Here is a 21,357-nt window from a genome sequence, read left to right as displayed (position 1 = left end):
GTTCGAAGCGCTGTCCTTCAGACACCGCTGCGAGCCATAGGAGCCTCACATGCCCGCCACACCGCTTCCCGCCTCGGAGGACACCCCAGCACCACGCGCTGCCAAGACCTGCGATGCCAGCGGAATGGCCGACATCCATCGCCTCTTCCGGCAGGGCTTCGCGGAAGGACCCGACCTCGTCCGGGGAGTGCGGAACGGCGATCTCGAGCACGCCGGTGCGGTGGCGGGGCAGCTCGACCTGCTGTCCGTCGGCCTGCACTCCCATCACGAGGGGGAGGACGAGCGACTCTGGGACATCCTCGACGAGCGGGCGCCCGCCTGCTCGGCGCACGTCGCCCGGATGAAGGCCCAGCACGCCGAGATGCTCGTCAACCTGGATGCGCTCGACGCGGCCCTGCCGGCGTGGCGGGCTGCGCCGGCTGCGGAGACCGCCGCGCCGGTGCTGGCCGCGCTGGACGGTATCAACGAGGCGTTGGCCGTGCACCTCGGCGACGAGGAGACGACGATCGTCCCGGTCATGGAGACGACCCTCACTCAGGCCGAGGTCGACTGGTTCGGCGAGCACGGACGCAAGTCGACACCGAAGGGCCAGCTGTGGAACCAGCTCGGCGCGATCCTCGCCTCGCAGCCGGACGGCGGCGATGCGTGGATGCACAAGAACCTGCCGGGCCCCGTGCGCCTGCTCTGGCGGTGGGTGGGCAAGCCCCGCTACGAGAAGCACCGCGCCGCACTCACAGGAGGCTGAGGCGCTCGGCTGAGGTGCTCGGCACGCGCGGCTGAGCCGCCCGGCATGCGCGATCTTCGGAGAATGTCGCCATCTTCGGCCTCTCGGCAGCAGGATGGCCGAGGCAGGTCGCATTCTCCGACGTCGATGCGCCCGCGCGATCACGTCAGGCCGTGCTCGAAGGCGAAGACCACCAGCTGCACACGATCGCGCAGGCCGAGCTTGCCGAGGATGCGGCTGATGTGCGTCTTCACCGTGGCCTCGGAGAGGAATTCGCGCCCGGCGATCTCCGCGTTGCTGAGACCACGCGCGGCGAGGGCGAAGATCTGCCGCTCGCGCTCGGTGAGGTCCAGATAGGCCGCGGGGACGGGTTGCGGCGCGGCATCCGCGAAGTGCGCGAAGAGCTCGCGGGTGGCGGATGCGGCGATCACGGCGGAGCCGGAGTGCACAGTGCGGATCGCGGCGAGCAGGAACTCGGGATCGGCGTCCTTCAGGAGGAATCCGCTCGCCCCTTCCCGGATCGCGCGGGCCGCCGCCTCATCGAGGTCGAACGTGGTCAGCATCACGACGCGCGGCGGCTCGGCATCCCCGAGCAGCTCGGAGGTCGCGGCGATGCCGTCGAGCACGGGCATGCGGATGTCCATGAGCACGACGTCCGGCGCGGCGGCGCGGATCACCGCGAGGCCCTCTCGGCCGTCGGCGGCCTCGCCCACGACCTCGAGATCGGGCTGCGAATCGATGAGCATGCGGATGCCGGCGCGGAAGAGCGCCTGGTCATCGACGAGCACGACGCGGATCATGCGTCTGCCGCGATCGGGATCGTGGCCGAGAGGACGAAGACACCGTCACGTTCCGTCGCCTGGAGCCGCCCACCGGCGAGCTGCGCGCGCTCCGTCATTCCGATCAGGCCGTGACCCTGCCCGCCCGCGGGCACCGGAACGCGGGCTTGACCGACCGGGTTGCGCACCTCGAGGTCGACACGGTCGGGGTGCCACGCGAGACGCACATCCGCGCGCGACCCCGCGCCGTGGCGCAGGGCATTGGTGAGGGCCTCCTGCAGGATGCGGAACACCGCGAGCTGCACCCCGGCTCCCGGCTCGGATCGCGGGGCGGGGTCGACGTCGACGGAGACCTCGAGCCCCGCCGCCCGCACATCGGCGTACAGACCCTCGAGGTCGGCCAGCGTCGGCTGCGGTTCGATCCCCTCACTGTGCCGCAGCCTCGTCAGCAGCAGCCGCACATCGGCGAGGGCAGCCCGGGCCGTGGTCGAGATCGTGGTCAGCGCGGCCGTGGCGGCCGACGGATCGGACGCCGCGGCATACCGCGCGCCGTCGGCCTGGGCGATGACGACGGCCAGCGAGTGGGCGACGACGTCGTGCATGTCGCGCGCGATGCGAACGCGTTCCTGCTCGGCGATCGCGTCGCTCTCCGCGCGCACCTGTGCGGCGCGGTTGTCCCGCGCCCGGATGGCCGTGCGCACCAGGGCACCGACCGTCCACGAGAGCAGGAGCGCGAACCCTGCCGCGACGAGCACGGCCAGGGCGGTCGGGATGCTGCTCCACGAGACGCCAGAGCTCCCGAGGAACGGGCCGAGCGTGAGGTAGATCGTGATCACCAGCGCACCGACGAGCGATGAGGCGAAGCCGAGCCAGAAGACGAGCCGAGTGCCGTAGGCGGCCGTGACGTAGAGCACCGCGAAGATCGCCACGTCGCTGAGGCGCGGGTTGAGCCCCGCGAGCATCTGCAGGACCGCGCCGAACCACGCGACGGCGAGCGAGATGCCCGGGGACCACCGGCGGACCGCGAGCGCGCCGGTCATCATCAGGGCGACGGTGATCCCCCATAGGGCGTCCTGGCGCACCGTCCCGAATCCGCCGAACAGCTCGTTGGAGATGGCCGCGACACCGAAGAACGAGGCGAGCAGGATGTCGACCACCAGCTGGGTCGGCGTCAGGCTTCGGATCACGCCTTCACGCTACGGGAGCGGCCGGCCGGCGGCATCCGCCTGCAGATGTATCCCCGCTACGCGCCTGCGAGCCAGTCGCGGTACGCGTCGAAGGCGTACGGCCGGCCGAGGAAAGAAGTGACCATGTCGGCGGCGTCGCGGCTGCCGCCCCGCTCGAGGATCTCGGTGCGGTAGCGCCGCGCGACCTCCGGTTCCCTCAGGTCGCCGCCGAACGCCGACAGCAGGTCGCGGGCGATCACGAGGCTCCACTGGTAGGTGTAATAGCAGGCGCCGTATCCGGTGAGGTGGCCGAATCCGGCATAGGTGTGCGCATTCCGAAGTGGACGGATCGGCGTCGCGGCCTCGATGAGCGCCTCGGTGGCGGCCTGGAGGTCGGCGGGCCGGTCGACGTGCAGGCGGTACGACACGTTTGCGTAGCCAAGCTGGCGGCGCACCTCGAGGGCCCGCCCGAAGCCGTCGGCACGCTGCATCCGCTGCACCAGATCGGCGGGGATCGGCCGGCCGTCCTCGTCCGCGGTGAAGGTCGCGAGCGTGGCGGCATCCCACGCCCACTCCTCGAGCATCTGGCTCGGCGCCTCGACGAAGTCCCACTCCGTCTCGATGCCGCTGAATCGGATCCACTTCAGGTGGCTGCCCAGGATGTAGTGCACGAGGTGGCCGAACTCGTGGAAGAACGTGACGACCTCGTCGTGCTCGAGCACCCCGCGCGAGAAGTTGCACACCAGCACGCCCTCGGGCAGCGAGCGCCCCGCCACGCCGGGCGAGAGCGTGAAGCACGCGGCGTGGTTGTACTTGCCGTCGCGCGGATGCAGATCGAGATGGATGCGGCCGAGGCGCTCCGGGGTGCCGCGGTCGCCGTCGGGAACGCGAAGCACGTCGTAGCTGAGGACATCCTCGTGCCACGCCGGCGTCTCCACCCGCACGTACTGAAGGTCGAACAGCCGCCCGGTGGTCTCGAGCACGCCCGCCAGGACGCGGTCGAAGCGGAAGTACGAGCGAACGACCTGCGCGTCGACGTCGTACTCCTCGCGCTTCAGCGCGCTCATCAGGAACCAGTAGTCGGCGCTCGTGACGGCCTCGGCGTCCGGGACGTCGCGGCGAAGGCGCGCGAGCAGCCGCTCGTACTCCGCCGCGGCGGCGGGGCGGGATGCCTCGTCGAGGTGCGCGAGGAAGGCCGGGATCTCTGCCCCGGCGCCGATCATGCGGGTCTCGGTCTCGAAGTCGGCCCAGTCCGTGAAGCCGAGCAGCCGGGCGCGCTCCTCGCGGATCGCGAGCAGCTCGGCCAGCACGACGTCGTTGTCGGGCCAGCCGAGGTCGTTGTACGCCTCGAGCACCGCGGTGCGGGTGCCGCGGTCGCTCGCGAACTCGCGCACAGGCAGCAGGTCGGTGTACTCGGTCGTGAGCACCACGAGGCCGTCGTCGCCGACGGGATGCGATTCGACGAAGTCGGCTGGGAGACCTTCGAGGGACTCGGGGGCAACCCGCACCTCGCGCCTGCCGTCGCGGACGGCGCGGTTGAAGGCGAGGCTCAGCTCGGTGTCGCGGGCGGTGAGCTCCCGCACGCGCTCGCGCGACGCGTCGTCGAGGTCGACACCGCCGCGGCGGAAGTCGCGCAGGATGTGATCGAGCAGCCGAGCGGCCACCTCGTCCAGTCCCTCGCGATCGGCGCCGGCGAAGACCGCCCACAGCGTGCGGTCGAGGTTGCGCTCGGCGACGAGGGCGTCGACGGCCTCCACCCGCTGCTCGGCGGCGGCCCGGATGCCGGCATCCGGGTGCACCTCGGAGAGCAGGCTGGCAGCGCTCGCGACCTCCGACCCGGCGATCTCCGCGTCATTCCAGAGGTCGAGCTTCTCGAGTGTCGTGCGCGCCGCTCCGTCCTTGAGCCGCTCGAGGATGTCGCCGGCCTCCTTCAGTCGCGCGTCGGCGCGGGTGGAGGCCAGGTCGAGCCACCCGGCGTCGTCGGCGGGCAGATCCAGAAGCGAGGCGGTCATGCCTTCGAGCCTAGGGCCGGCGCAGAAATGGGGAGCCGAGTCGCGGACCAGTACCCTGGGAAGGTAACCCGTTCACCCCGCCGCATCCCCGTCCCTCGCAGGGGGACGGAGCGGCCCGAGCCTCGGATCGGAGGTTCCCATGTCAACTGCCCACGCCCACAACGCGAAGGCCATCATCGGCGAGCCCGAGGTCGTAGAGGACGGCTCGAACGGCTCGGCACTCGGCTCGGCGTCGACCGCCGCGGTCGAGGACAGCGCCGCCTGGCTCGCGCTCAAGGACGCGGCCATCGCGCTGCAGGGCCTGCAGGTCAAGGACGGGTCGGTTCCTCCTTCGACGGACTCCGGAATCGCGGACCCGCACGAGGTGGCGCGGGAGCGCGTCGCGACGATCGTCGCCTCGATGCGGCTGCTCGCGCCGGTTTTCCCGCACGACGCCGAGTATCTTGCCGCATCCATCGCCGACTTCGAACGATGGTCCGCGGAGGGTTTCGGGGTTCCGGACTTCTACGACTCGCTCGTCGCCTTCCAGCCGCAGAAGAACCGCGTCGACGGCATCCGCCACCTCGTCGTGTTCCCGATGTACACGCAGAACGGCTCGCAGAACCGCTTCGTCGAGGCCCTGATCGTCGAGGCGATCTGGCCCGAGTTCATTTCGGAGCTCGAGGCCGGCGACTACGGCAACAAGCTCTTCCTGTCGCTGCGGCTGGTGGATTTCACGCCGGGCTACAACACCAACTCCGCCGTGCTCTTCCCCGAGACCGTCGCGATGCGCGAGATCCCGCCCTTCACGTGGGGGGCGATCTTCCAGGACCGCGAAGCGGCGCGGTTCCGGCGCGTCGTGCGCGCGGCATCCGAGATCACCCGCCTCGACCTCCCCGAGGGCGCGGCGCGGATGCTGGAGGACCAGGACCTCGCCGAGCAGACGTTCGTGATGTGGGACATCATCCACGACCGCACGCACATGCGCGGCGACCTGCCGTTCGACCCGTTCATGATCAAGCAGCGGATGCCGTACTTCCTGTACTCGCTGGAGGAGCTGCGCTGCGACCTGACCGCGTTCCGCGAGAGCGTGCGCATCCAGCGAGGGCTGGGCGCGCGGCTCGAGGCGGGCGAGCAGTTGACCGAGGTCGAGGCCGAGACGCTGGAGCACGCGGCCCTCGTGCAGTATGCGGTGATCTTCGACCGGATCTTCCGGTTCGCGATCACGGGGTCTCGGGTGCGCAACTACGACGGCGTCGGCGGTCAGCTGCTCTTCGCGTGGCTGCACCAGCGCGGCGTGCTGCACTGGACCGACACGGCGCTGGCGTTCGACTGGCCAGAGGTTCCCGAGGCCGTCGTGGACCTGGGCGACGCGATCGACGAGCTCTACTGGCGTTCGATCGACCGGCCCAAGGTCGCGCACTGGCTCGCGGCCTACGACCTCGTCAGAGGCACACTGACCCCGAACCCCGCCTCGGCGTGGGCGCGGGGGCTGCCGGATGACGTGCTCGCGGGCGCGCCGAAGGGGTACACCGACGCGGTGCTGGACGACGAGTTCCCCCTGTCGATGTTCTTCGAGGCGCTCGAGAAGAAGATGCGCCCCGTGATCGAGTCGACGGCGGGCATCCGAGCCTCGGATGGCTGACCCGGCACCCACCGGGCTGTCGGTCTCGGGGCGCGTCGTCGTCCTCGCCGGCGGCACGAGTGCGGCAGGGCGCGCGATCGCGCGCGCCCTGCTCGCCTCGGGCGCACGGGTGGTGATCGTCGGCAGCCATCGCGACAAGCTCGAAGCGGTGGAGTCGGCCCTTCGAGAGGCTCAGGGACCCGAAGCGGGCGTGCACACCGAGCTCTGCGACCTGACATCCGAGCCGGAGGTGATCGCCCTCGCGCAGCGCGTTCGAGGGCGTTTCGGGCGCGTGGACGGGCTGATCCACCTCGTCGGCGGCTGGCGCGGCGGCGGCGGGCTCGCGGGACAATCCGACGAGGACTATCGGGCCCTCGAGGCCGGCCTCACGGCGCTGCGCCACTCCACCCGCGCGTTCGACGCCGACCTACGGGCATCGGATGCCGGCCGCCTGGCCATCGTCTCGTCGACCGCCGTGGCCCGGCCGCTGGCCGGCGGCGCCAACTATGCCGCCGTCAAGGCGGCGAGCGAGGCCTGGACGCGGGCCGTGGGACAGGGCTTCGCCAAGGCCGCCCGGGATGCCGGCTCGGAGCTCTCCGGTGCGGTCGTGATCTTCAGAGTCAAGGCTCTGGAAGGACTCGAGGAGGAGCTTGCGGCATCCGTCGTCGCCCTCTGGGCTCAACCGGCCACCGATCTGAACGAATCCGTGATTCCGCTCGTTGTCAATGCGTCGCAGACGCAGTAGCCGCACCGCTACTGTTCGGATATGAGCAACACCGGCAAGGCCGCCGTGAGCGCGGCCCAGAACTCGACCGTCTTCCGCACACTCGCCCGAATCGGGTATGTGGTCCTCGGCATCCTCCACATCCTGATCGGCATCATCGCCATCTCGGTCTCCACCGGCTCGGCCAGCGAAGACGCTGACCAGGGCGGGGCGGTCCAGCAGATCGCTGAAGCACCCGCGGGCATCTTCCTGCTGTGGGTCATCGTGATCGGACTGTTCGCGCTGGCGATCTGGCAGATCACCGAAGCGATCACCGAGCGCAACCCCGACACGAAGAAGAAGTGGGGCTATCGCCTCAAGTACATCGGCACCGCCGTCGCATACATCGGAATCGCCATCACGGCCCTTGTCTACGCGATGGGCGGCCAGTCGGACTCGTCGCAGTCGTCGCAGAGCTTCAGCGCTCAACTGCTGTCGACACCGGCCGGCGTCGTGCTGCTGGTGCTCTTCGGTCTCCTGATCGCCGGTATCGGAGTCGCCTTCATCGTGCGCGGCATCACCCGGGCGTTCGAGAAGCACCTCGACCTGCCGGCGGGCACCACCGGCAAGGGGATCGTCACGTTCGGCATCGTGGGCTACGTGGCGAAGGGCATCGCGATCGGTGTCACCGGCGTGCTGTTCGTCGTCGCGGCGTTCACCCGCGACCCGGCGCAGGCCGGTGGGCTGGACTCGGCGCTTCACTCGCTCGCCGTGCTGCCCTTCGGCACGGTGATCCTCTGGATCGTCGGCGCGGGGCTGATCCTGTACGGGCTGTTCTGCTTCGCGCGCGCACGCTACGCGCGGATGTGACCACCGGGGATGCCGAAGATCTCGACATCCGATGGCGTTCGCCTGAACTATCTGGAGTCCGGCGACGCCCGCGGGCGTCCCGTACTGCTCGTCGCCGGGTTCAAGGCAGCGGCAACGAGCTGGAGGCCCCAGCTCGCGTCCCTCGAGAAGGCCGGTTATCGCGTGCTGGCGCTAGACCGTCGAGGGCACGGGTCATCGGACATCGGGCCCGGCGGCGGGCACACGATGGAACGGCACGGCGCCGACATCGGCGACGCCATCCGACTGCTGGGGCTGCAGGATGCGACCGTGGTCGGGCAGTCGATGGGCGGCAATTCGATCTGGGCGCTGCTGTCGCAGGACGGGTCCGCCGGCATCCGGGATGTCGTGATCATCGACCAGACGCCGAAGATGCTCAACTCCGACGACTGGCCGTACGGCTTCTACGACTACGACGCGACGAACGCGACGACGTTCTTCGCCGAGAGCATCCCGAACCCCGGCCGCCACTCGCTCGCCTCGAAGGGTCCGGTCCGGGTGGCGCGGCTGCTGCGCGGCATGGACCTGAAGGCGGCGAAGATGCCGTTCACCCCCGCCGAACTGCAGCTGCTGAACGACCACGCCTCCCGGGACTGGCGGCCGGCGGTCGCGACCTCGCCCGTGCCGGCTCTGTTCGTCGCCGGCCGGGAGAGCGACTTCTGGCCGAGCGAGCACGCCGCGGCATCCGCCGCCCTCTCGCCGCTCGCCTCGTCGGTCGTGATCGACGAAGCAGGGCACGCCACCAACATCGAGCAGCCCAAGGCCGTCAACGAGGCGCTGCTCGCGTGGCTCTCCCGGTAGACGCAGGCTCGGGGACCGGCACACGGTCGGGGACCGGCAGCCCGGTCGGGGACCGGCAGCCCGGTCGCTGAGCTTGTCGAAGCGTCGGTCAGAACGCCTTGCCGGGATTGAGGGTGCCGCGGGGGTCGAGCGCGTTCTTGATGTCGCGGTGCATCGCGAGCACCCGCTCCCCGAGCTCGGCGCGTGCACCGGGGAGCTTCAGCAGCCCGACTCCGTGCTCCCCCGTGACCGTGCCGCCGAGCGCGCGGCAGTCCTCGACGATGCGGTCGAACGCCTCCTTGGCGCGGGCCTTGGCGTTCTCGTCTTCCACGGGCGCGATGATCAGCGGATGCAGGTTGCCGTCACCCGCGTGGGCGATGGTCGCTATCACGACGTCGAACGCGGCGGCGGTGGCGCGGATGCGCCCCAGCATCTCGGGTACCGCCCTTCGGGGCACGCAGATGTCCTCGGTCAGAACGGGCCCGAGCCGCTCCAGGGCCGGATAGGCGAGCCGACGCGCCAGGAAGAGCCGGTCGACCTCTTCGGCCGCCGCCGCCTGCGCGACCGCGAGCGCTCCGGCATCCACCATGTGCGCGGCGAGGGATGCGGCGCGCTCGACGCCGACCGCTCCGGGTTCGTCGACGGTCGAAAGCAGCAGCGCGGCCGCGCCGTGCGGCAGTCCGAGCCCTTGCCACTCGTCGACGGCCCGAAGGCACGTTTCGTCGATCAGCTCGAGCGCCGAGGGGATGATGCCGGCCGCGGTGATTGCGGCGACGGCGGCGCCGGCATCCTCGAGTGAGGCGAAGGACCCGACGACGGCCCGCTCCTCACGCCCGCCGAGCGGCAGCAGCTTGAGCGTGAGCTCGGTGATGATGCCGAGGGTGCCCTCCGACCCGACGAGCAGCGCCGTCAGGTCGTAGCCGGTCGCGCCCTTCGCCGTGCGCCGGCCGAGGCGCACGACCTCGCCGTCGGCGAGCACCGCCGTCATCCCGAGCACGTAGTCCCGCGTCACGCCGTACTTCACGCAGCAGATGCCGCCGGCGTTGGTCGCCGCGTTCCCGCCGATCGTCGAGATGCGGTAGCTGGCGGGGTCGGGTGGGTACCAGAGACCATTCTCGGCGACCACGCGCCGCAGGTCGTCGTTGATCACCCCTGCCTCGGTGACGACGTAGCGCTCGGCCGCATTGACTTCGAGCACGCGGGTCATGCGCTCGAGCGAGAGCACCACCGCGCCCTCGAGGGCGTTGGCTCCCCCGGAGAGCCCCGTTCCGGCGCCACGCGGCACGACGCTCAGGCCATGCGCGGCGGCGAGGCGGACGACGGTCGCGACGTCCTCGGTCGTCTCGGCCAGCACGACGGCGGCTGGCCGGTGGAACTCCGCCCACTCCGCGTCGTCGTGCGCATACGAGTCGAGCACCGCCGGATCGGTGAGCACCCGATCGGCGGGGAAGGCGTCGAGGAACGCCGCCGCGATGTTGACGACGGCGGGTGCATCTGCGGGCATGGACCGACTCTAGCCACGGGGTGGCGCGGCCGAGGAAACCCCCGGGGTCGCGTCGCTGGGCTCCGCCTCGTTCGCGCCGCCGTTCCCGGCGTCCGGCTCGTCCCGCGGCTCGTCCTCCGGCTGCGCGGCGCCGTACTCCTCGGAGAGCGTCCGGTACGAGCGGGTCGTGAACGCGACAAGGGCTATCACGACCATCGCGAGCCCGCTGAAGAGGAAGATGAGCGCGATGCCGCGCGCGTCGCCATCGCCCAGAAGCCATCCCCACGTCTGCCCACCGGCATCCGATTCCATGTACGGGATGATCCAGAACTCGGCGATCGGCGCGATCAGGAAGGCGGTGATCGGCGCGGCGGCCGACTCGAGCGCCGCGGCGAAGCCGAAGACCCTGCCCTGGCTCTGGAACGGAACGATCTTCTGGATCACCGTCTGCTCGGATGCCTCGACAGCCGGAATGAGACACATGTAGAGCCAGATGCCGATGGCGTACAGCGGCCACCACTCGCGGATCGTGAACAGGGCACCGAGCACGCCCATCACGATGACCACCATCAGCATCGTGCGGATCGGGTTCTTGCCCAGGCCCCACTTCGCGATCACCAGGCCGCCGATGATGAAGCCGGTTGAGGTGATTCCCAGCACCAGTCCCCAGACCTCGACCGGGAAGAGGATGAGTCCGTAGGGATCCATCAAGGCGATGTAGACGCCGCCGATCAGATTGTTGAAGGTCGAGAAGATGATGAGGGCGAACAGGCCCTGCGCCGCCCTGATGGCTCGGATGCTTCCGCGGAAGTCGATCGCCTTGGACTGCCCCTCCTCGGGTACCGGCTTCTCTTCCGGAATGCGCAGGAACGCGAGGTGAACGAGCGCGACGAGCGTGAAGACGATTGCGATGGCGAGGGTCCAGCCCATGCCCAGCAGTCCGATCGCCAGGCCGCTGAACACGCTCGTGACCATGAACGCGATGCCCTGCACGGTGCCCACGAGGCCGTTGGCGTTGGCGTGGCGCTCGACCGGGACGAGCAGGGTCACCGTCGTGGACAGGGCGATGTTGCGCATGTTCTCGATGACCGCACCGAACAGGATGATGCCGGCGAACAGCCAGAACCACGGCCCCCTGATGTCCACGAGCGCCGACTCCGGATGCAGGAGATAGAGCACGCCGGCCACGAGGAACGAGCCGAGGGTCACGAGGCTCGAGAACACCATGACGCGATGCTTGCGGTGCCGATCGACGATCGTGCCGAAGACCATCGAGAACAGCGCGACCAGCAGCATGTAGGTGCCGCCGATGATTCCCGTGGCGAGCACGGATCGCGTCTCGAGGTACACCCAGAACGTCAGCGCGAACCAGAGGAAGCTCGTGGTGACATTCGCGATCATCGTGTTGACGAGAACCTGCAGGAACGTGCGCATGCCGTCGGCGGGCGGCACCGGAGCGGCCGGGGCAGCCGGCACCGGCGGCGCGTCCGAAGCGGCCGGGGCGCTCGGCGCCGGGGGCGCGTGGCCGTGCGTGGGGGAAGGGTCGATCCGGTCGCCGTCCGAAACCATGGTGAAGAGAGTACCGACCCCCTCCGACACGGTGGAAGACCGGGGCAGGATGCCGCAGCCGTAGGCTTGAGGATCGTGACCACGCTCCACGACACTGCCCTCCGCGGCTTCGCCTCCGACAACTACTCCGGCATCCATCCCGCCGTGCTCGCGGCCCTGGCGTCGGCGAACGACGGACACCAGGTCGCCTACGGCGAGGACCAGTACACCGAGCGCCTGCAGCGGGTCTTCGCGCGCCACCTCGGCGAGGGTGTCGAGGTCTTCCCGGTCTTCAACGGCACCGGAGCGAACGTCGTCGGCCTGCAGTCGATGCTGCCCCGCTGGGGCGCCGTGATCGCGGCATCCACCTCCCACATCAACGTCGACGAGGGCGGGGCGCCCGAGCGGGTCGCCGGCATCAAGCTGCTGACCGTGCCGACCGACGACGGCAAGCTCACTCCGGAGCTGATCGATCGAGAGGCGTGGGGCTGGGGCGACGAGCACCGCGCGCAGCCTCTCGCCGTCTCGATCACGCAGTCCACGGAACTCGGCACCCTGTACTCCGTGGATGAGATCCGCACGATCGCCGAGCACGTGCATGCCCGGGGCATGCGGCTGCACATGGACGGCGCTCGCATCTCGAACGCCGCCGCATCGCTCGGCGTGCCGCTTCGCGCCTTCACCCGCGACGCGGGCGTGGACGTGCTGAGCTTCGGCGGCACCAAGAACGGGGCGATGCTCGGCGAGGCCATCGTCGTGCTCGACCCCGAGGCATCCGCTGGGCTGACCTACCTCCGCAAGCTCAACATGCAGCTCTCGTCGAAGATGCGGTTCGTGTCGGCCCAGCTGCTCGCGCTGCTCGACGGCGACCTGTGGCTGCGAAACGCCACGCACTCGAACGCGATGGCCGCGCGCCTGCGCGCCGGCGTCGAGGCGGGCCTCGCGGACGGGTCCATCACCGGCGTCGCATTCACCCAGCCGACTCAGGCGAACGGCGTCTTCGCGACGCTTCCGGACGGCGTGGCCGATCGCCTCCGCGAGTCGTTCCGGTTCTACGACTGGGACGCCTCGAAGAACGAGGTGCGCTGGATGTGCAGCTTCGACACCACCGAAGACGACATCGACGCGTTCATCGAGGCGATCGCCCGGGAAACCTCGGGGCGCTGACCTGCTCGCTCCCGGCCGGCGCGTGACGCTGGGTCCGGTCGCAGTGTGACGCTGGGTCCGTCCACGGACGACGCTCGCGCTGCACTTCTCGCCGGACGCGGCGCGAACCAACGCCGCGCCGACAGGAAACAGCAGCGCGACGCGCAGCGAGAGGCGTCACCACGAGCGGCGCCCACGACCGGAGTCGCTAGGACAGCACGTCCTTCGTGAGGAAGCGGGCAATGGCCGCCGCACCGAAGACCAGGATGTAGCCGCCCTGCAGCGCGGCGTTGGCGATGAACGAATCCCAGACGATCGGGGCGCGGAGCAGGTCGGCGAAGTCCAGCCACAGGTCGGTGAAGAGCCATGGATGCAGCGCCTCCAACTGCGGGATCGCTCCGACGATCTGCGACGCGACCGCCAGGATGGCGGTCGCCGCCATCGCGCCGATCGGCACGGTCGTCAGCGTCGAGAAGAAGAGGCCGATCGCCGAGAGACCGAGCAGCGACACCGACGCGTACGCGCCGATCAGCAGGAGGCGGAGCAGACCCTCGCCCACCGAGACCTGAACTCCCGAGAGCAGCGTCACCGGCCCGATCGGGAAGAGCGCGGCCCCGATGAGCATGCCGACAGTGACGAGCGTCAACGTCGCGGCCAGGCAGAACACCGCGGCGGCGACGTACTTGACGATCAGAAGGCGGATGCGCCCGGCCGGCGCGATCAAGAGGTAGCGGAGCGTGCCGTGGCTCGCCTCCCCGGCGATCGCATCCCCCGCCGCGACGCTCACCGTGAGGGGAAGGAACAGCGGGATGGCGACGGCCGTCGCCGCCAGCGCGACGAACAGCCCGTTGTTGGAGATCTGATCGAGGAAGGCGGGACCGCGGCCGGGGCTCGAACCCCCGACGAGGCGGATCGCGATCGCCAGCAGCACGGGGATCATCCCGAGGGCGGCGAGCATCGCCCACGTCCGCCATCGGCGGAACAGCGTGGCGATCTCGTTGCCCAGCAGGCGCAGCGTCCCCGAGCCGGTCACCTCTCCGCCCGCGGACCGGTCGGCCGCCACCGGCACCGCCACCTCAGAGGACGACATCGAAGCCCTCCCCCGTGAGCTCGACGAAGCGCTGCTCGAGGCTCGCGCCGACGACCTCGAAGCCGCGCACGCGCACTCCCCCGGTCACGAGCGCCACCACGATCTCCTCGGGGGCGCGCGAGTCGGGCATCACGCCCGCGATCCGATCGAGATCGGATGCCGCGTGCCCGCCGTCCACCTCGACCCCGAGCCGGCTGAGCACCACCCGGGCCGCATCGACATCCGGGGTGCGCACCTCGATGCGCGCACGCGCGCCCGACCGCCGGAAGTCCTCGAGCGTGCCCTGGGCGACGAGCCTGCCGCCGCTCATGACCCCCACGTGCGTGCAGAGCTGTTCGACCTCGGCGAGCAGGTGACTGGAGACGAACACGGTCGTGCCGTCGGCGGCGAACGACCGGATCAGCGAACGCACCTCGCGGGTGCCCTGCGGGTCGAGCCCGTTGGTCGGTTCGTCGAGCACGAGCAGTTCCCGCGGCATCAGCAGCGCGTTGGCGAGGCCGAGGCGCTGCTTCATGCCGAGCGAATAGGCGTGCGCCTTCTTCTTCGCCGCACTCGAGAGCCCGACGCGATCGAGCGCGGTGGCGACACGCGCCTCGCGGGTGCCGGACGTCGAGTGCCTGTCGGCGGCATCGAATCGCCGCAGGTTCTGCTCGCCGGTCAGAAACGGCGAGAAGGCTGGTCCCTCGACGAGCGCCCCGACCCGCGGCAGCACGGAATCAAGGCCCCGCGGCATCGGAGATCCGAGCACCGTGGCTTCGCCACCCGTCGCGCGCAGCAGGCCGAGCAGCATGCGGATCGTGGTGGTTTTGCCCGACCCGTTCGGCCCCAAGAATCCGAACACGGCGCCCCGTGGCACGGCGAGGTCGACGCCGTCGACCGCCGTCTGCGCGCGAAACCGCTTCGTGAGGCCGCTGGTCTCGATGGCGAGGTCGGCCACGGAGGTCGAGGTCGTCACCGGAGGACCGTCAGCGACCGGTCTGGGCGACCTCGACGAGCCGGTCCGCCGGCACGGCGCCGGCGAGCACGCGCCCGTCGTCGGTGATCAGCACGGTGAGAAGCGAGGTCTGCAGCACCCGCCCGCCGTCCACCGCGGACGTGATGGCGTCGAGCATCTGGAGCTGCTCGGTGTCGAGGCCCTGGAGTCCCTCGGACTCGCCCGTCCCGGAAAGCTCCACGACCGCCGACCAGCCTTCGCCGACGACGGTCGGGGCCGCGGCATCCGCCTGCGCGCCCTTCGAGTGCCCCTGCGCCCACTCGTCCGGGGTCGGCAGCGGGATCTCCTCCTCCACCACGGCGATGTCGTCGCCGGGCGTGAACGTCAGTGATGCGGCATCCGGGGCGTCGAAGCTCACCCGGCTGAAGGCGATCTCGAACGCCGGCGCGGATGCGCCTCGCGCCGTGATAGAGGCGGCGAGCGCCACTCCGGTCTCGCCGTCGACCGCGAACCGCAGCTCGCCGACCAGGGTGTCCTCCGTGCGCGGCGCGAGGACAAGCTCGTACACCTCCCGTCCTGCAACGAGCGCGTCGGTGCCGACGGTGACCTCGGTGGTCTCGTCGAGCCGCGCGAGCGCATCGTCCATCACCTGATCGGGGGTCTGCACCTCGTCCGGCTTCTCGTCCATGCCGTACTGCTCCGGATCGGCATCCGATGACAGCGTGAAGCGGGTGGCGGTCTGCGTCTCGCTGTCGACGTACCACGCCTCCTCGGCCTCGCCGTCGAGGTAGACGTTGCGTTCGGCCAGCGTGTCGAGCACCTGCAGGCGGGCGCGCTCGCCGTCGAGGAAGACGTTGGCGGTGTGGGTGCCCGTGGCGAGCGCGATGAAATCCTCGATGTCCGCGGGGGTCGACTCGGCTCCTGGACCGCGGTCGTTCTCGGAGCCCATCAGCCCGCCGAAGTCGGGAAGCCCGAGCTCGGAGGACTGCGCGATCGTGCCGCTCATCGCATCGACGTCGCTCGCCGCGGCGAACTCGAGCAGCTCCTCGACGGTCTTGTCCGGGAGGTCGACCGCGCCGCTGGCGGCCATCGGCACCACGACGGCCGCTCCGGCCAGGAGGGGCACGGCAATCGCTGCCGTCCATGCGAGCGCGCGGCGGTGCGAGGCGGATCGTGCGGGACTCATGGGGCAAGGCTACGCCGGTCACGGCATCCCGTCCCGGCTCCCAGAGAAGACTCAGGATGCCGCACTCCGCGCGCTCGGACGATCAGTCTTCCACTCCTCCCCGCAGCGCGGCACCCCCCTGACGACGGGCGCGAGATCGGCGATCCTGAAGGTCCGTCCAGACCACAGGAGGTCGACATGACCGAGATCATCCAGCACGAGCCGCCGTACACCGTCGGCCTCATCATCGGCAGCCTCGCGAAGGCGTCGATCAATCGCACCCTGTCGAAGGCGCTGATCCGCCTGGCACCGGAAGAGCTCCAGTTCCGCGAGATCCCCATTGGCGACCTGCCGCTCTACAGCTACGACTACGACGCCGACTACCCGCCAGAGGGCCGCGCGCTCAAGCAGGCGATCGCCGACGTCGACGCGATCCTCTTCATCACCCCGGAGTACAACAGGGCGGTACCGGGTGCGCTCAAGAACGCCATCGACTGGGCGAGCCGGCCATGGGGCACGAACTCGTTCCGGGGCAAGCCGTCGGGGGTGATCGGCGCCTCGATCGGAGCCATCGGCACCGCGGTCGCGCAGCAGAGCCTGAAGGGCATGATGGCGTTCTGCAACTCGCCGATGTTCAATTCCGTCGAGGGGTACCTGCAGATGAAGGAAGGCCTGATCACGGATGACGGCGACGTGACGGATGAGGGGACGCGCGCGTTCCTCGCCGACTTCATGAGCCAGTACTACACCTTCGTGCTGCGGGTGCTCACGGTGGTGCCGCAGGGAGCGTAGGCGGCTACCGCAGCGCGCCGACGCTGGCCAGAGCCATGCGCACGAGGGTGCCGCGGCCGCCCTCCATCTCGGAGGCGAGCGATTCGGATGCCGCCTCGGCGGGCGACATCCACGTCACCTCCAGCGCGTCCTGACGAGGTTCGCACGTGCCGGTGACGGGCACCACGAACGCCAGCGCCACCGCGTGCTGGCGGTCGTCGTGGAACGCCGAGAGCCCCGGCATCGGGAAGTACTCGGCGACCGTGAACGGCACCGGCTGCGGCGGCAGCAGGGGGAAGGCCATAGGACCCAGGTCGTTCTCGAGGTGGCGGAACAGGGCATCCCGCACCGACTCGCCGTACCGGACGCGCCCGCTGACGAGCGAGCGGTTGATCTCGCCGAGAGGCGTGGCGCGGAGCAGGATCCCCACCTCGGTCACCGCCCCGACGCCGTCCGTGCGCACGGGCACGGCCTCGACGTAGAGGATCGGCAGCCGACGGCGCGCCTCGGCCAGTTCGATCTCGGTCAGCCAGCCGGGGTTCGAGGCGCTGCCGGGCGCCGGAGAGCCGAACGTCCCGTCGCCGAGGCCATCGGGGCGGCTGCGGCCGTTGTTCTCGTTCTCATCGTCCCGGTTGTTCGGATCGGGGTCAGGCGTGCGTACCGGCATCCCTCTTGTATACCCCAGCGTTCTGGGATGCGCGCGGCGCGGGGCGCGCGCGCGGCGCGGGCCGCGCGGCTCGGGCCGCGCGGCGCGGTGGGTGCAGCGGCGCGCCAGGCGGCTGTACCGCGCTCAGGCACCGTGTGGCGGGTGGGGCTCCGCGGTGGCGACCGCGCACACTCCCGTCAGTCCAGCCACATCGATCCTGAATCCGGCACGCGGGCGTGCCGGAAGCGCCGGCGCCCCGGCGCTGTCAGCGGGCGGTGGCAGGATGGGCGGATGGCCGAGATCAGCTCCCTCGACGACTCCCTGGCACTGTGGTCCGCCGAGCCGGGCGAGCGCGCCGGCCGGCCCCTGCTGGTGCTGCTGCACGGGTACGGGGCGGACGAGCGCGATCTCTTCGGGCTCGTCCCGTACCTTCCGCCCGAGTTCGTGGTCGCGGCGGTCCGTGCTCCGCTGGCGCCGCCGTGGCCGGCGCCCGGATACTCCTGGTACGCGATCGAGGGGATCGGCAACGGCGACCCGGCGACGGTCACGCTCGCCGCCCGGCAGCTGATCGGGTGGCTCGGCGAGGCCGGCCGCGACGCGACATCCATCGGCCTGCTCGGCTTCTCACAGGGCGCGTCGGTCGCCCTGCAGGCGCTGCGGCTCGAGCCGGCGCGATTCGGCTTCGTCGTCAATCTGAGCGGCTACGCCGCGCCCGGTGAACTGCCGGGAGACGCCGAACTCGCCGAGCTGCGGCCACCGGTTTTCTGGGGGCGCGGAACGCACGACGACGTCATCCCCGAGTTCCTCATCGCTCACACCACCGACTGGCTCCCGGGGCACTCCACCCTGAGCGGGCGGGTCTACCCCGGCCTCACGCACAGCGTGTCCGATCAGGAGCTCGCCGACGTGCGGGTCTTCCTCGACAAGCGTCTCGAAGCGACCTTGTAGAGCCCGCGCGCGCGGCGTACCGTGCGGATCAGGGGGAGGGGACACGGCGTCGTGTCGACCCCTGCCCGCGCACACCCGGCGCGGGCCGGAACAACGAAGTGAGGACACATCATGCACCGCATCACACGCGCCGCCTTCGCCGCTGCGGCGGTCTCGGCGCTCACGCTCGGCGGAGCCGTGGCGGCTCAGGCCGCTCCCGCGATCCCGCTGAACAACGGCCAGGAGACGACCGGCGCCGACGGCGGCGGGCACGGCTTCTTCTCGTACGACATCGACGGCGACCGGTTCTGCTACACGCTCGAGGTCGACGGGCTCACCGCGCCGGCCGTCGCGGCGCACATCCACGTGGGCGATCGGAGGACGGCCGGGCCCGTCGTCATCCCACTGAGCGTCGGCACAGGGACGAGCTTCGACATCAGCGCCTGCGTCACGGCCGACCCGGCGCTGCTGGCGTCCATCGAGGAGGACCCGCGCGACTATTACGTCAACGTCCACACCCCGACGTATCCCGGCGGAGAGGTGCGAGGGCAGCTGAAGTAGCGGAGCGAGGGAGCGTGCGGTTGATTGCGCGGCGATGCCGGCATCCTCTACACTGAACGCTCCCTGTTCCCTACGTGAGGATCCTCCGGTGAGACTGATCGACGCCTCCGCGCCCGCATCCGCGCGCTGACCCGTCGACGCTCCCCATTCGCGTGAGCACGCCCCGTTCCGGGGTACCGGTGTCAGTGCATCCACTTTCACACCGGGAGCAGCACCATGCCCACGCACTCCTCTGCACTCCTCTTCGACCGGGTCTCGTTCGTCTGGCCCGATGGGTCCGTCGCCCTGGCGGACGTCTCCGGCGCATTCGGCGACGCACGCACCGGGCTGACCGGACGTAACGGCTCCGGCAAATCGACCCTGCTGCGTCTCGGCGCCGGCGAGCTGTCGCCGACGGCGGGCGCGGTCCTCGCCGAAGGCGACGTCGCGTACCTGCCGCAGCGCCTCACCCTCGACGTGGACCGTCCCGTCGCAGACCTGCTCGGGGTGTCCGAGGCGCTTCTCGCGCTGCGGGCGATCGAGTCGGGCGACGTCGACCCCCGGCATTTCGATGCGGTCGGCAGCGACTGGGACATCGAGACTCGCGCCCATGCCGCGCTCCGCGAGGCGGGGCTTCCGGCCGAGGCCCTCGACCGCCGCGTCGGAACCCTGTCCGGCGGTGAGGCGGTGCTCGCGGCGATCGCCGGCATCCGCCTGCGCGGGGCGCCGATCACCCTGCTCGACGAGCCCACGAACAACCTCGATCGCGACGCGCGGGCCCGCCTGTACGACATGGTCGGCGGATGGCGCGGCGCCCTGGTCGTCGTCAGTCACGACATCGCGCTCCTCGAGCTGATGGACGACACCGCCGAGCTCTACGAGAGCGAGCTGTCCTTCTTCGGCGGCCGGTACTCGGAGTGGCGGACCTGGCTGGATGCCGAGCAGTCGGCCGCTCAGCAGGCCGAGCGCGCGGCGGCACAGCTGGTGCGCCGGGAGAAGCGCGAGCGCATCGAGACCGAGACAAAGCTGGCACACCGGGCGCGCACGGGCCGCAAGGCCGAGATCGAGAAGCGCGTGCCGAAGATCGTCGCGAACGCGCGCAAGCGGTCGGCACAGGTCTCGGCGGGCAAGCTGCGGATCGAGATGCTGGAGAAGGAAGGATCGGCGCGATCGGCGCTGGATGCCGCCGAGCGGCGTGTGCGCGACGACGAGGCCATCCGCATCGATCTGCCCGATCCTGATGTGCCTACGAGCCGCCGGATCGCAACGATCAGCGACGGCGCGCGCCAATGGATCGTGCAGGGACCCGAGCGGGTTGCCCTCGTCGGGGCGAACGGGGTGGGCAAGACGACGCTGCTCGAGCGTCTTGTTCGGGACCGTGCCGGGTCGGGGTGGGTCTCCGGGTCCGACGTGCAAGACGCAGGAGATCCTGCGGCGGCGGGCGATGGATCGGGTGCGCGTGGGCATCTGCCTACGGATCTCCTGCATTGTGTCGCGCACACCGACCGCATCGCCTACCTTCCCCAGAGAGTGGACGGGCTGGATGACGCAGCCTCGGTGATGGAGAACGTGCGGGCGACCGCCACCACCGTTCCCGACCGGGACCTGCGCAACCGGCTGGCGCGGTTCCTCATCCGAGGCGACGCGGTGGAGCGACCCGTCGTGACGCTCTCAGGCGGCGAGCGCTTCCGCGTCGCGCTGGCCCGGCTGCTGCTCGCGGATCCCCCGCCGCAGCTGCTCGTGCTCGACGAGCCGACGAACAACCTCGACCTCGACACCGTCCAGAGACTCGTCGAGGCGCTGGCGGCCTACCGCGGCGCGGTGCTCGTCGTGAGCCACGACGACGCGTTCCTCGCACGGCTCGGTCTCGACCTGCGCCTGGCGCTCTCGGCCGACGGATCGCTCACGGAGGCTTCGTGATGGGTGGGGGGATGCGGCCGGTGTAGGCGCGGATGTGACCGCAGGTCAGCCGGCTCCGCCTCCGCCCTCTCCGCCACTTCCGGCGCTTCCAGCGTCACCGCCGCTCCCGCCGCCGGCCCCGCCGTCACCCGCGCCGTCGCCGCTCCCCCCTCGGCCTCGGCCGTTCCCGCCCGGGCTTCCGGGTTCCCGGTCACCGGTCGAGGCGGACCCGCCGTCGTGCGACGCGGCCGCGCGGTCGGACTTCGTGCAATCCCTGGCGGAATCGAGGAAGACCCCGATCGCGACTCCCAGTGCGAGTCCGATGCCGATCCCGAGCGCGAGGTTGCCCATCGCGACCCCGATTCCGGCGCCCACGGCCATACCGATCCCGATGCCGCCGGCCAACCCCGTATGGGCCTGGGTGCCCGGGTCCTTCTCTTTCGGGTCGTTGTCGTCCATGGCTCCGACGCTACGCAGCGCCCGAGGCGGCCACATCCGTCTCGCGACGGACGTCTCCCCCGTCGGCGGGCGGAACGCAAGCCCACCCCGGTGT

20 protein-coding genes are annotated in these 21,357 nt (G+C 70.6%); 10 read left to right on the top strand and 10 right to left on the bottom strand.

Annotated features, from left to right (window positions below; all coding sequences use genetic code 11):
* The first annotated feature begins 49 nt into the window (after positions 1 to 49).
* On the top strand, positions 50 to 745 hold the full coding sequence (locus ACLQ2Q_RS08280; RefSeq protein WP_425819859.1) for a hemerythrin domain-containing protein: 696 nt from the start codon (positions 50 to 52) through the stop codon (positions 743 to 745).
* Positions 746 to 885: 140 nt separating this feature from the next.
* Here the strand turns inward: ACLQ2Q_RS08280 and ACLQ2Q_RS08275 are convergent, their stop codons facing one another.
* The 3 genes from ACLQ2Q_RS08275 to ACLQ2Q_RS08265 are packed head-to-tail and all read right to left on the bottom strand — an operon-like array spanning position 886 to position 4,681.
* Positions 886 to 1,524 carry a response regulator gene (locus ACLQ2Q_RS08275; protein WP_425819857.1) on the bottom strand — a complete coding sequence of 213 codons (639 nt, stop codon included), beginning with the start codon at positions 1,522 to 1,524 and terminating at the stop codon, positions 886 to 888.
* Positions 1,521 to 2,690: a histidine kinase gene (locus ACLQ2Q_RS08270; protein WP_425819855.1), complete on the bottom strand. Its 1,170-nt coding sequence runs from the start codon at positions 2,688 to 2,690 to the stop codon at positions 1,521 to 1,523. Before ACLQ2Q_RS08270 ends, ACLQ2Q_RS08275 begins: the two co-directional genes overlap by 4 nt.
* A gap of 56 nt (positions 2,691 to 2,746) precedes the next feature.
* On the bottom strand, positions 2,747 to 4,681 hold the full coding sequence (locus ACLQ2Q_RS08265) for a M3 family metallopeptidase (protein WP_425819853.1): 1,935 nt from the start codon (positions 4,679 to 4,681) through the stop codon (positions 2,747 to 2,749).
* 139 nt (positions 4,682 to 4,820) lie between these two features.
* On the opposite strand from ACLQ2Q_RS08265, the gene ACLQ2Q_RS08260 reads away from it, so the two are divergent.
* Genes ACLQ2Q_RS08260 through ACLQ2Q_RS08245 form a run of 4 tightly spaced genes read left to right on the top strand, consistent with a single transcriptional unit; the run spans position 4,821 to position 8,676 of the window.
* On the top strand, positions 4,821 to 6,305 hold the full coding sequence (locus ACLQ2Q_RS08260; RefSeq protein ID WP_425819851.1) for a DUF6421 family protein: 1,485 nt from the start codon (positions 4,821 to 4,823) through the stop codon (positions 6,303 to 6,305).
* A complete protein-coding gene (locus ACLQ2Q_RS08255; RefSeq protein WP_425819849.1) occupies positions 6,298 to 7,029 on the top strand; it encodes an SDR family NAD(P)-dependent oxidoreductase in 732 nt (243 codons plus the stop codon). Before ACLQ2Q_RS08260 ends, ACLQ2Q_RS08255 begins: the two co-directional genes overlap by 8 nt.
* Positions 7,030 to 7,050: 21 nt before the next feature.
* A complete protein-coding gene (locus ACLQ2Q_RS08250; RefSeq protein WP_425819847.1) occupies positions 7,051 to 7,857 on the top strand; it encodes a DUF1206 domain-containing protein in 807 nt (268 codons plus the stop codon).
* 9 nt (positions 7,858 to 7,866) lie between these two features.
* Complete coding sequence (locus tag ACLQ2Q_RS08245) at positions 7,867 to 8,676, top strand: alpha/beta fold hydrolase (RefSeq protein WP_425819845.1); 810 nt, start codon at positions 7,867 to 7,869, stop codon at positions 8,674 to 8,676.
* A gap of 88 nt (positions 8,677 to 8,764) precedes the next feature.
* On the opposite strand, the gene ACLQ2Q_RS08240 is transcribed toward ACLQ2Q_RS08245, so the two are convergent.
* Together ACLQ2Q_RS08240 and ACLQ2Q_RS08235 are read right to left on the bottom strand one after the other, a co-directional pair.
* Positions 8,765 to 10,159 (bottom strand): FAD-binding oxidoreductase, encoded by a 1,395-nt coding sequence (locus ACLQ2Q_RS08240; protein WP_425819843.1) that lies wholly within the window; start codon positions 10,157 to 10,159, stop codon positions 8,765 to 8,767.
* A 9-nt stretch (positions 10,160 to 10,168) separates the two neighbouring features.
* Entirely contained in the window at positions 10,169 to 11,572 is a 1,404-nt protein-coding gene (locus tag ACLQ2Q_RS08235; RefSeq protein ID WP_425819971.1) for an MFS transporter, read from the bottom strand.
* A 210-nt stretch (positions 11,573 to 11,782) separates the two neighbouring features.
* Here ACLQ2Q_RS08235 and ACLQ2Q_RS08230 point away from each other — a divergent pair, with 210 nt between their 5' ends.
* Positions 11,783 to 12,853 (top strand): threonine aldolase family protein, encoded by a 1,071-nt coding sequence (locus ACLQ2Q_RS08230; RefSeq protein ID WP_425819841.1) that lies wholly within the window; start codon positions 11,783 to 11,785, stop codon positions 12,851 to 12,853.
* A gap of 187 nt (positions 12,854 to 13,040) precedes the next feature.
* On the opposite strand, the gene ACLQ2Q_RS08225 is transcribed toward ACLQ2Q_RS08230, so the two are convergent.
* Genes ACLQ2Q_RS08225 through ACLQ2Q_RS08215 form a run of 3 tightly spaced genes read right to left on the bottom strand, consistent with a single transcriptional unit; the run spans position 13,041 to position 16,042 of the window.
* Positions 13,041 to 13,922: an ABC transporter permease gene (locus ACLQ2Q_RS08225; RefSeq protein ID WP_425819839.1), complete on the bottom strand. Its 882-nt coding sequence runs from the start codon at positions 13,920 to 13,922 to the stop codon at positions 13,041 to 13,043.
* Positions 13,909 to 14,877: an ATP-binding cassette domain-containing protein gene (locus ACLQ2Q_RS08220; RefSeq protein ID WP_425819837.1), complete on the bottom strand. Its 969-nt coding sequence runs from the start codon at positions 14,875 to 14,877 to the stop codon at positions 13,909 to 13,911. Before ACLQ2Q_RS08220 ends, ACLQ2Q_RS08225 begins: the two co-directional genes overlap by 14 nt.
* A 10-nt stretch (positions 14,878 to 14,887) precedes the next feature.
* Positions 14,888 to 16,042, bottom strand: a complete 1,155-nt coding sequence (locus ACLQ2Q_RS08215) for a LolA family protein (protein ID WP_425819835.1) — start codon at positions 16,040 to 16,042, stop codon at positions 14,888 to 14,890.
* A 177-nt stretch (positions 16,043 to 16,219) separates the two neighbouring features.
* Between ACLQ2Q_RS08215 and ACLQ2Q_RS08210 the strand changes: the two genes are divergently transcribed.
* Entirely contained in the window at positions 16,220 to 16,813 is a 594-nt protein-coding gene (locus ACLQ2Q_RS08210; RefSeq protein ID WP_425819833.1) for an NADPH-dependent FMN reductase, read from the top strand.
* Positions 16,814 to 16,817: 4 nt separating this feature from the next.
* On the opposite strand, the gene ACLQ2Q_RS08205 is transcribed toward ACLQ2Q_RS08210, so the two are convergent.
* The gene (locus tag ACLQ2Q_RS08205) at positions 16,818 to 17,459 is read right to left on the bottom strand and encodes an NUDIX hydrolase family protein (RefSeq protein ID WP_425819831.1); all 642 of its coding nucleotides are present in this window, start codon (positions 17,457 to 17,459) and stop codon (positions 16,818 to 16,820) included.
* A gap of 270 nt (positions 17,460 to 17,729) precedes the next feature.
* On the opposite strand from ACLQ2Q_RS08205, the gene ACLQ2Q_RS08200 reads away from it, so the two are divergent.
* The 3 genes from ACLQ2Q_RS08200 (at position 17,730) to ACLQ2Q_RS08190 (ending at position 20,825) form a co-directional block, all read left to right on the top strand.
* Complete coding sequence (locus ACLQ2Q_RS08200; RefSeq protein WP_425819829.1) at positions 17,730 to 18,386, top strand: alpha/beta hydrolase; 657 nt, start codon at positions 17,730 to 17,732, stop codon at positions 18,384 to 18,386.
* Between the two features lie 111 nt (positions 18,387 to 18,497).
* Complete coding sequence (locus ACLQ2Q_RS08195; RefSeq protein ID WP_425819827.1) at positions 18,498 to 18,926, top strand: CHRD domain-containing protein; 429 nt, start codon at positions 18,498 to 18,500, stop codon at positions 18,924 to 18,926.
* A gap of 216 nt (positions 18,927 to 19,142) precedes the next feature.
* Positions 19,143 to 20,825 (top strand): ABC-F family ATP-binding cassette domain-containing protein, encoded by a 1,683-nt coding sequence (locus tag ACLQ2Q_RS08190; RefSeq protein WP_425819825.1) that lies wholly within the window; start codon positions 19,143 to 19,145, stop codon positions 20,823 to 20,825.
* 45 nt (positions 20,826 to 20,870) lie between these two features.
* Here the strand turns inward: ACLQ2Q_RS08190 and ACLQ2Q_RS08185 are convergent, their stop codons facing one another.
* Positions 20,871 to 21,263: a hypothetical protein gene (locus ACLQ2Q_RS08185; protein WP_425819823.1), complete on the bottom strand. Its 393-nt coding sequence runs from the start codon at positions 21,261 to 21,263 to the stop codon at positions 20,871 to 20,873.
* Positions 21,264 to 21,357 lie beyond the last annotated feature (94 nt).

The organism is Microbacterium sp. DT81.1 (assembly GCF_049844955.1).
Lineage (GTDB): Bacteria > Actinomycetota > Actinomycetes > Actinomycetales > Microbacteriaceae > Microbacterium.
This window is presented reverse-complemented; position numbering and strand designations above follow the sequence as displayed.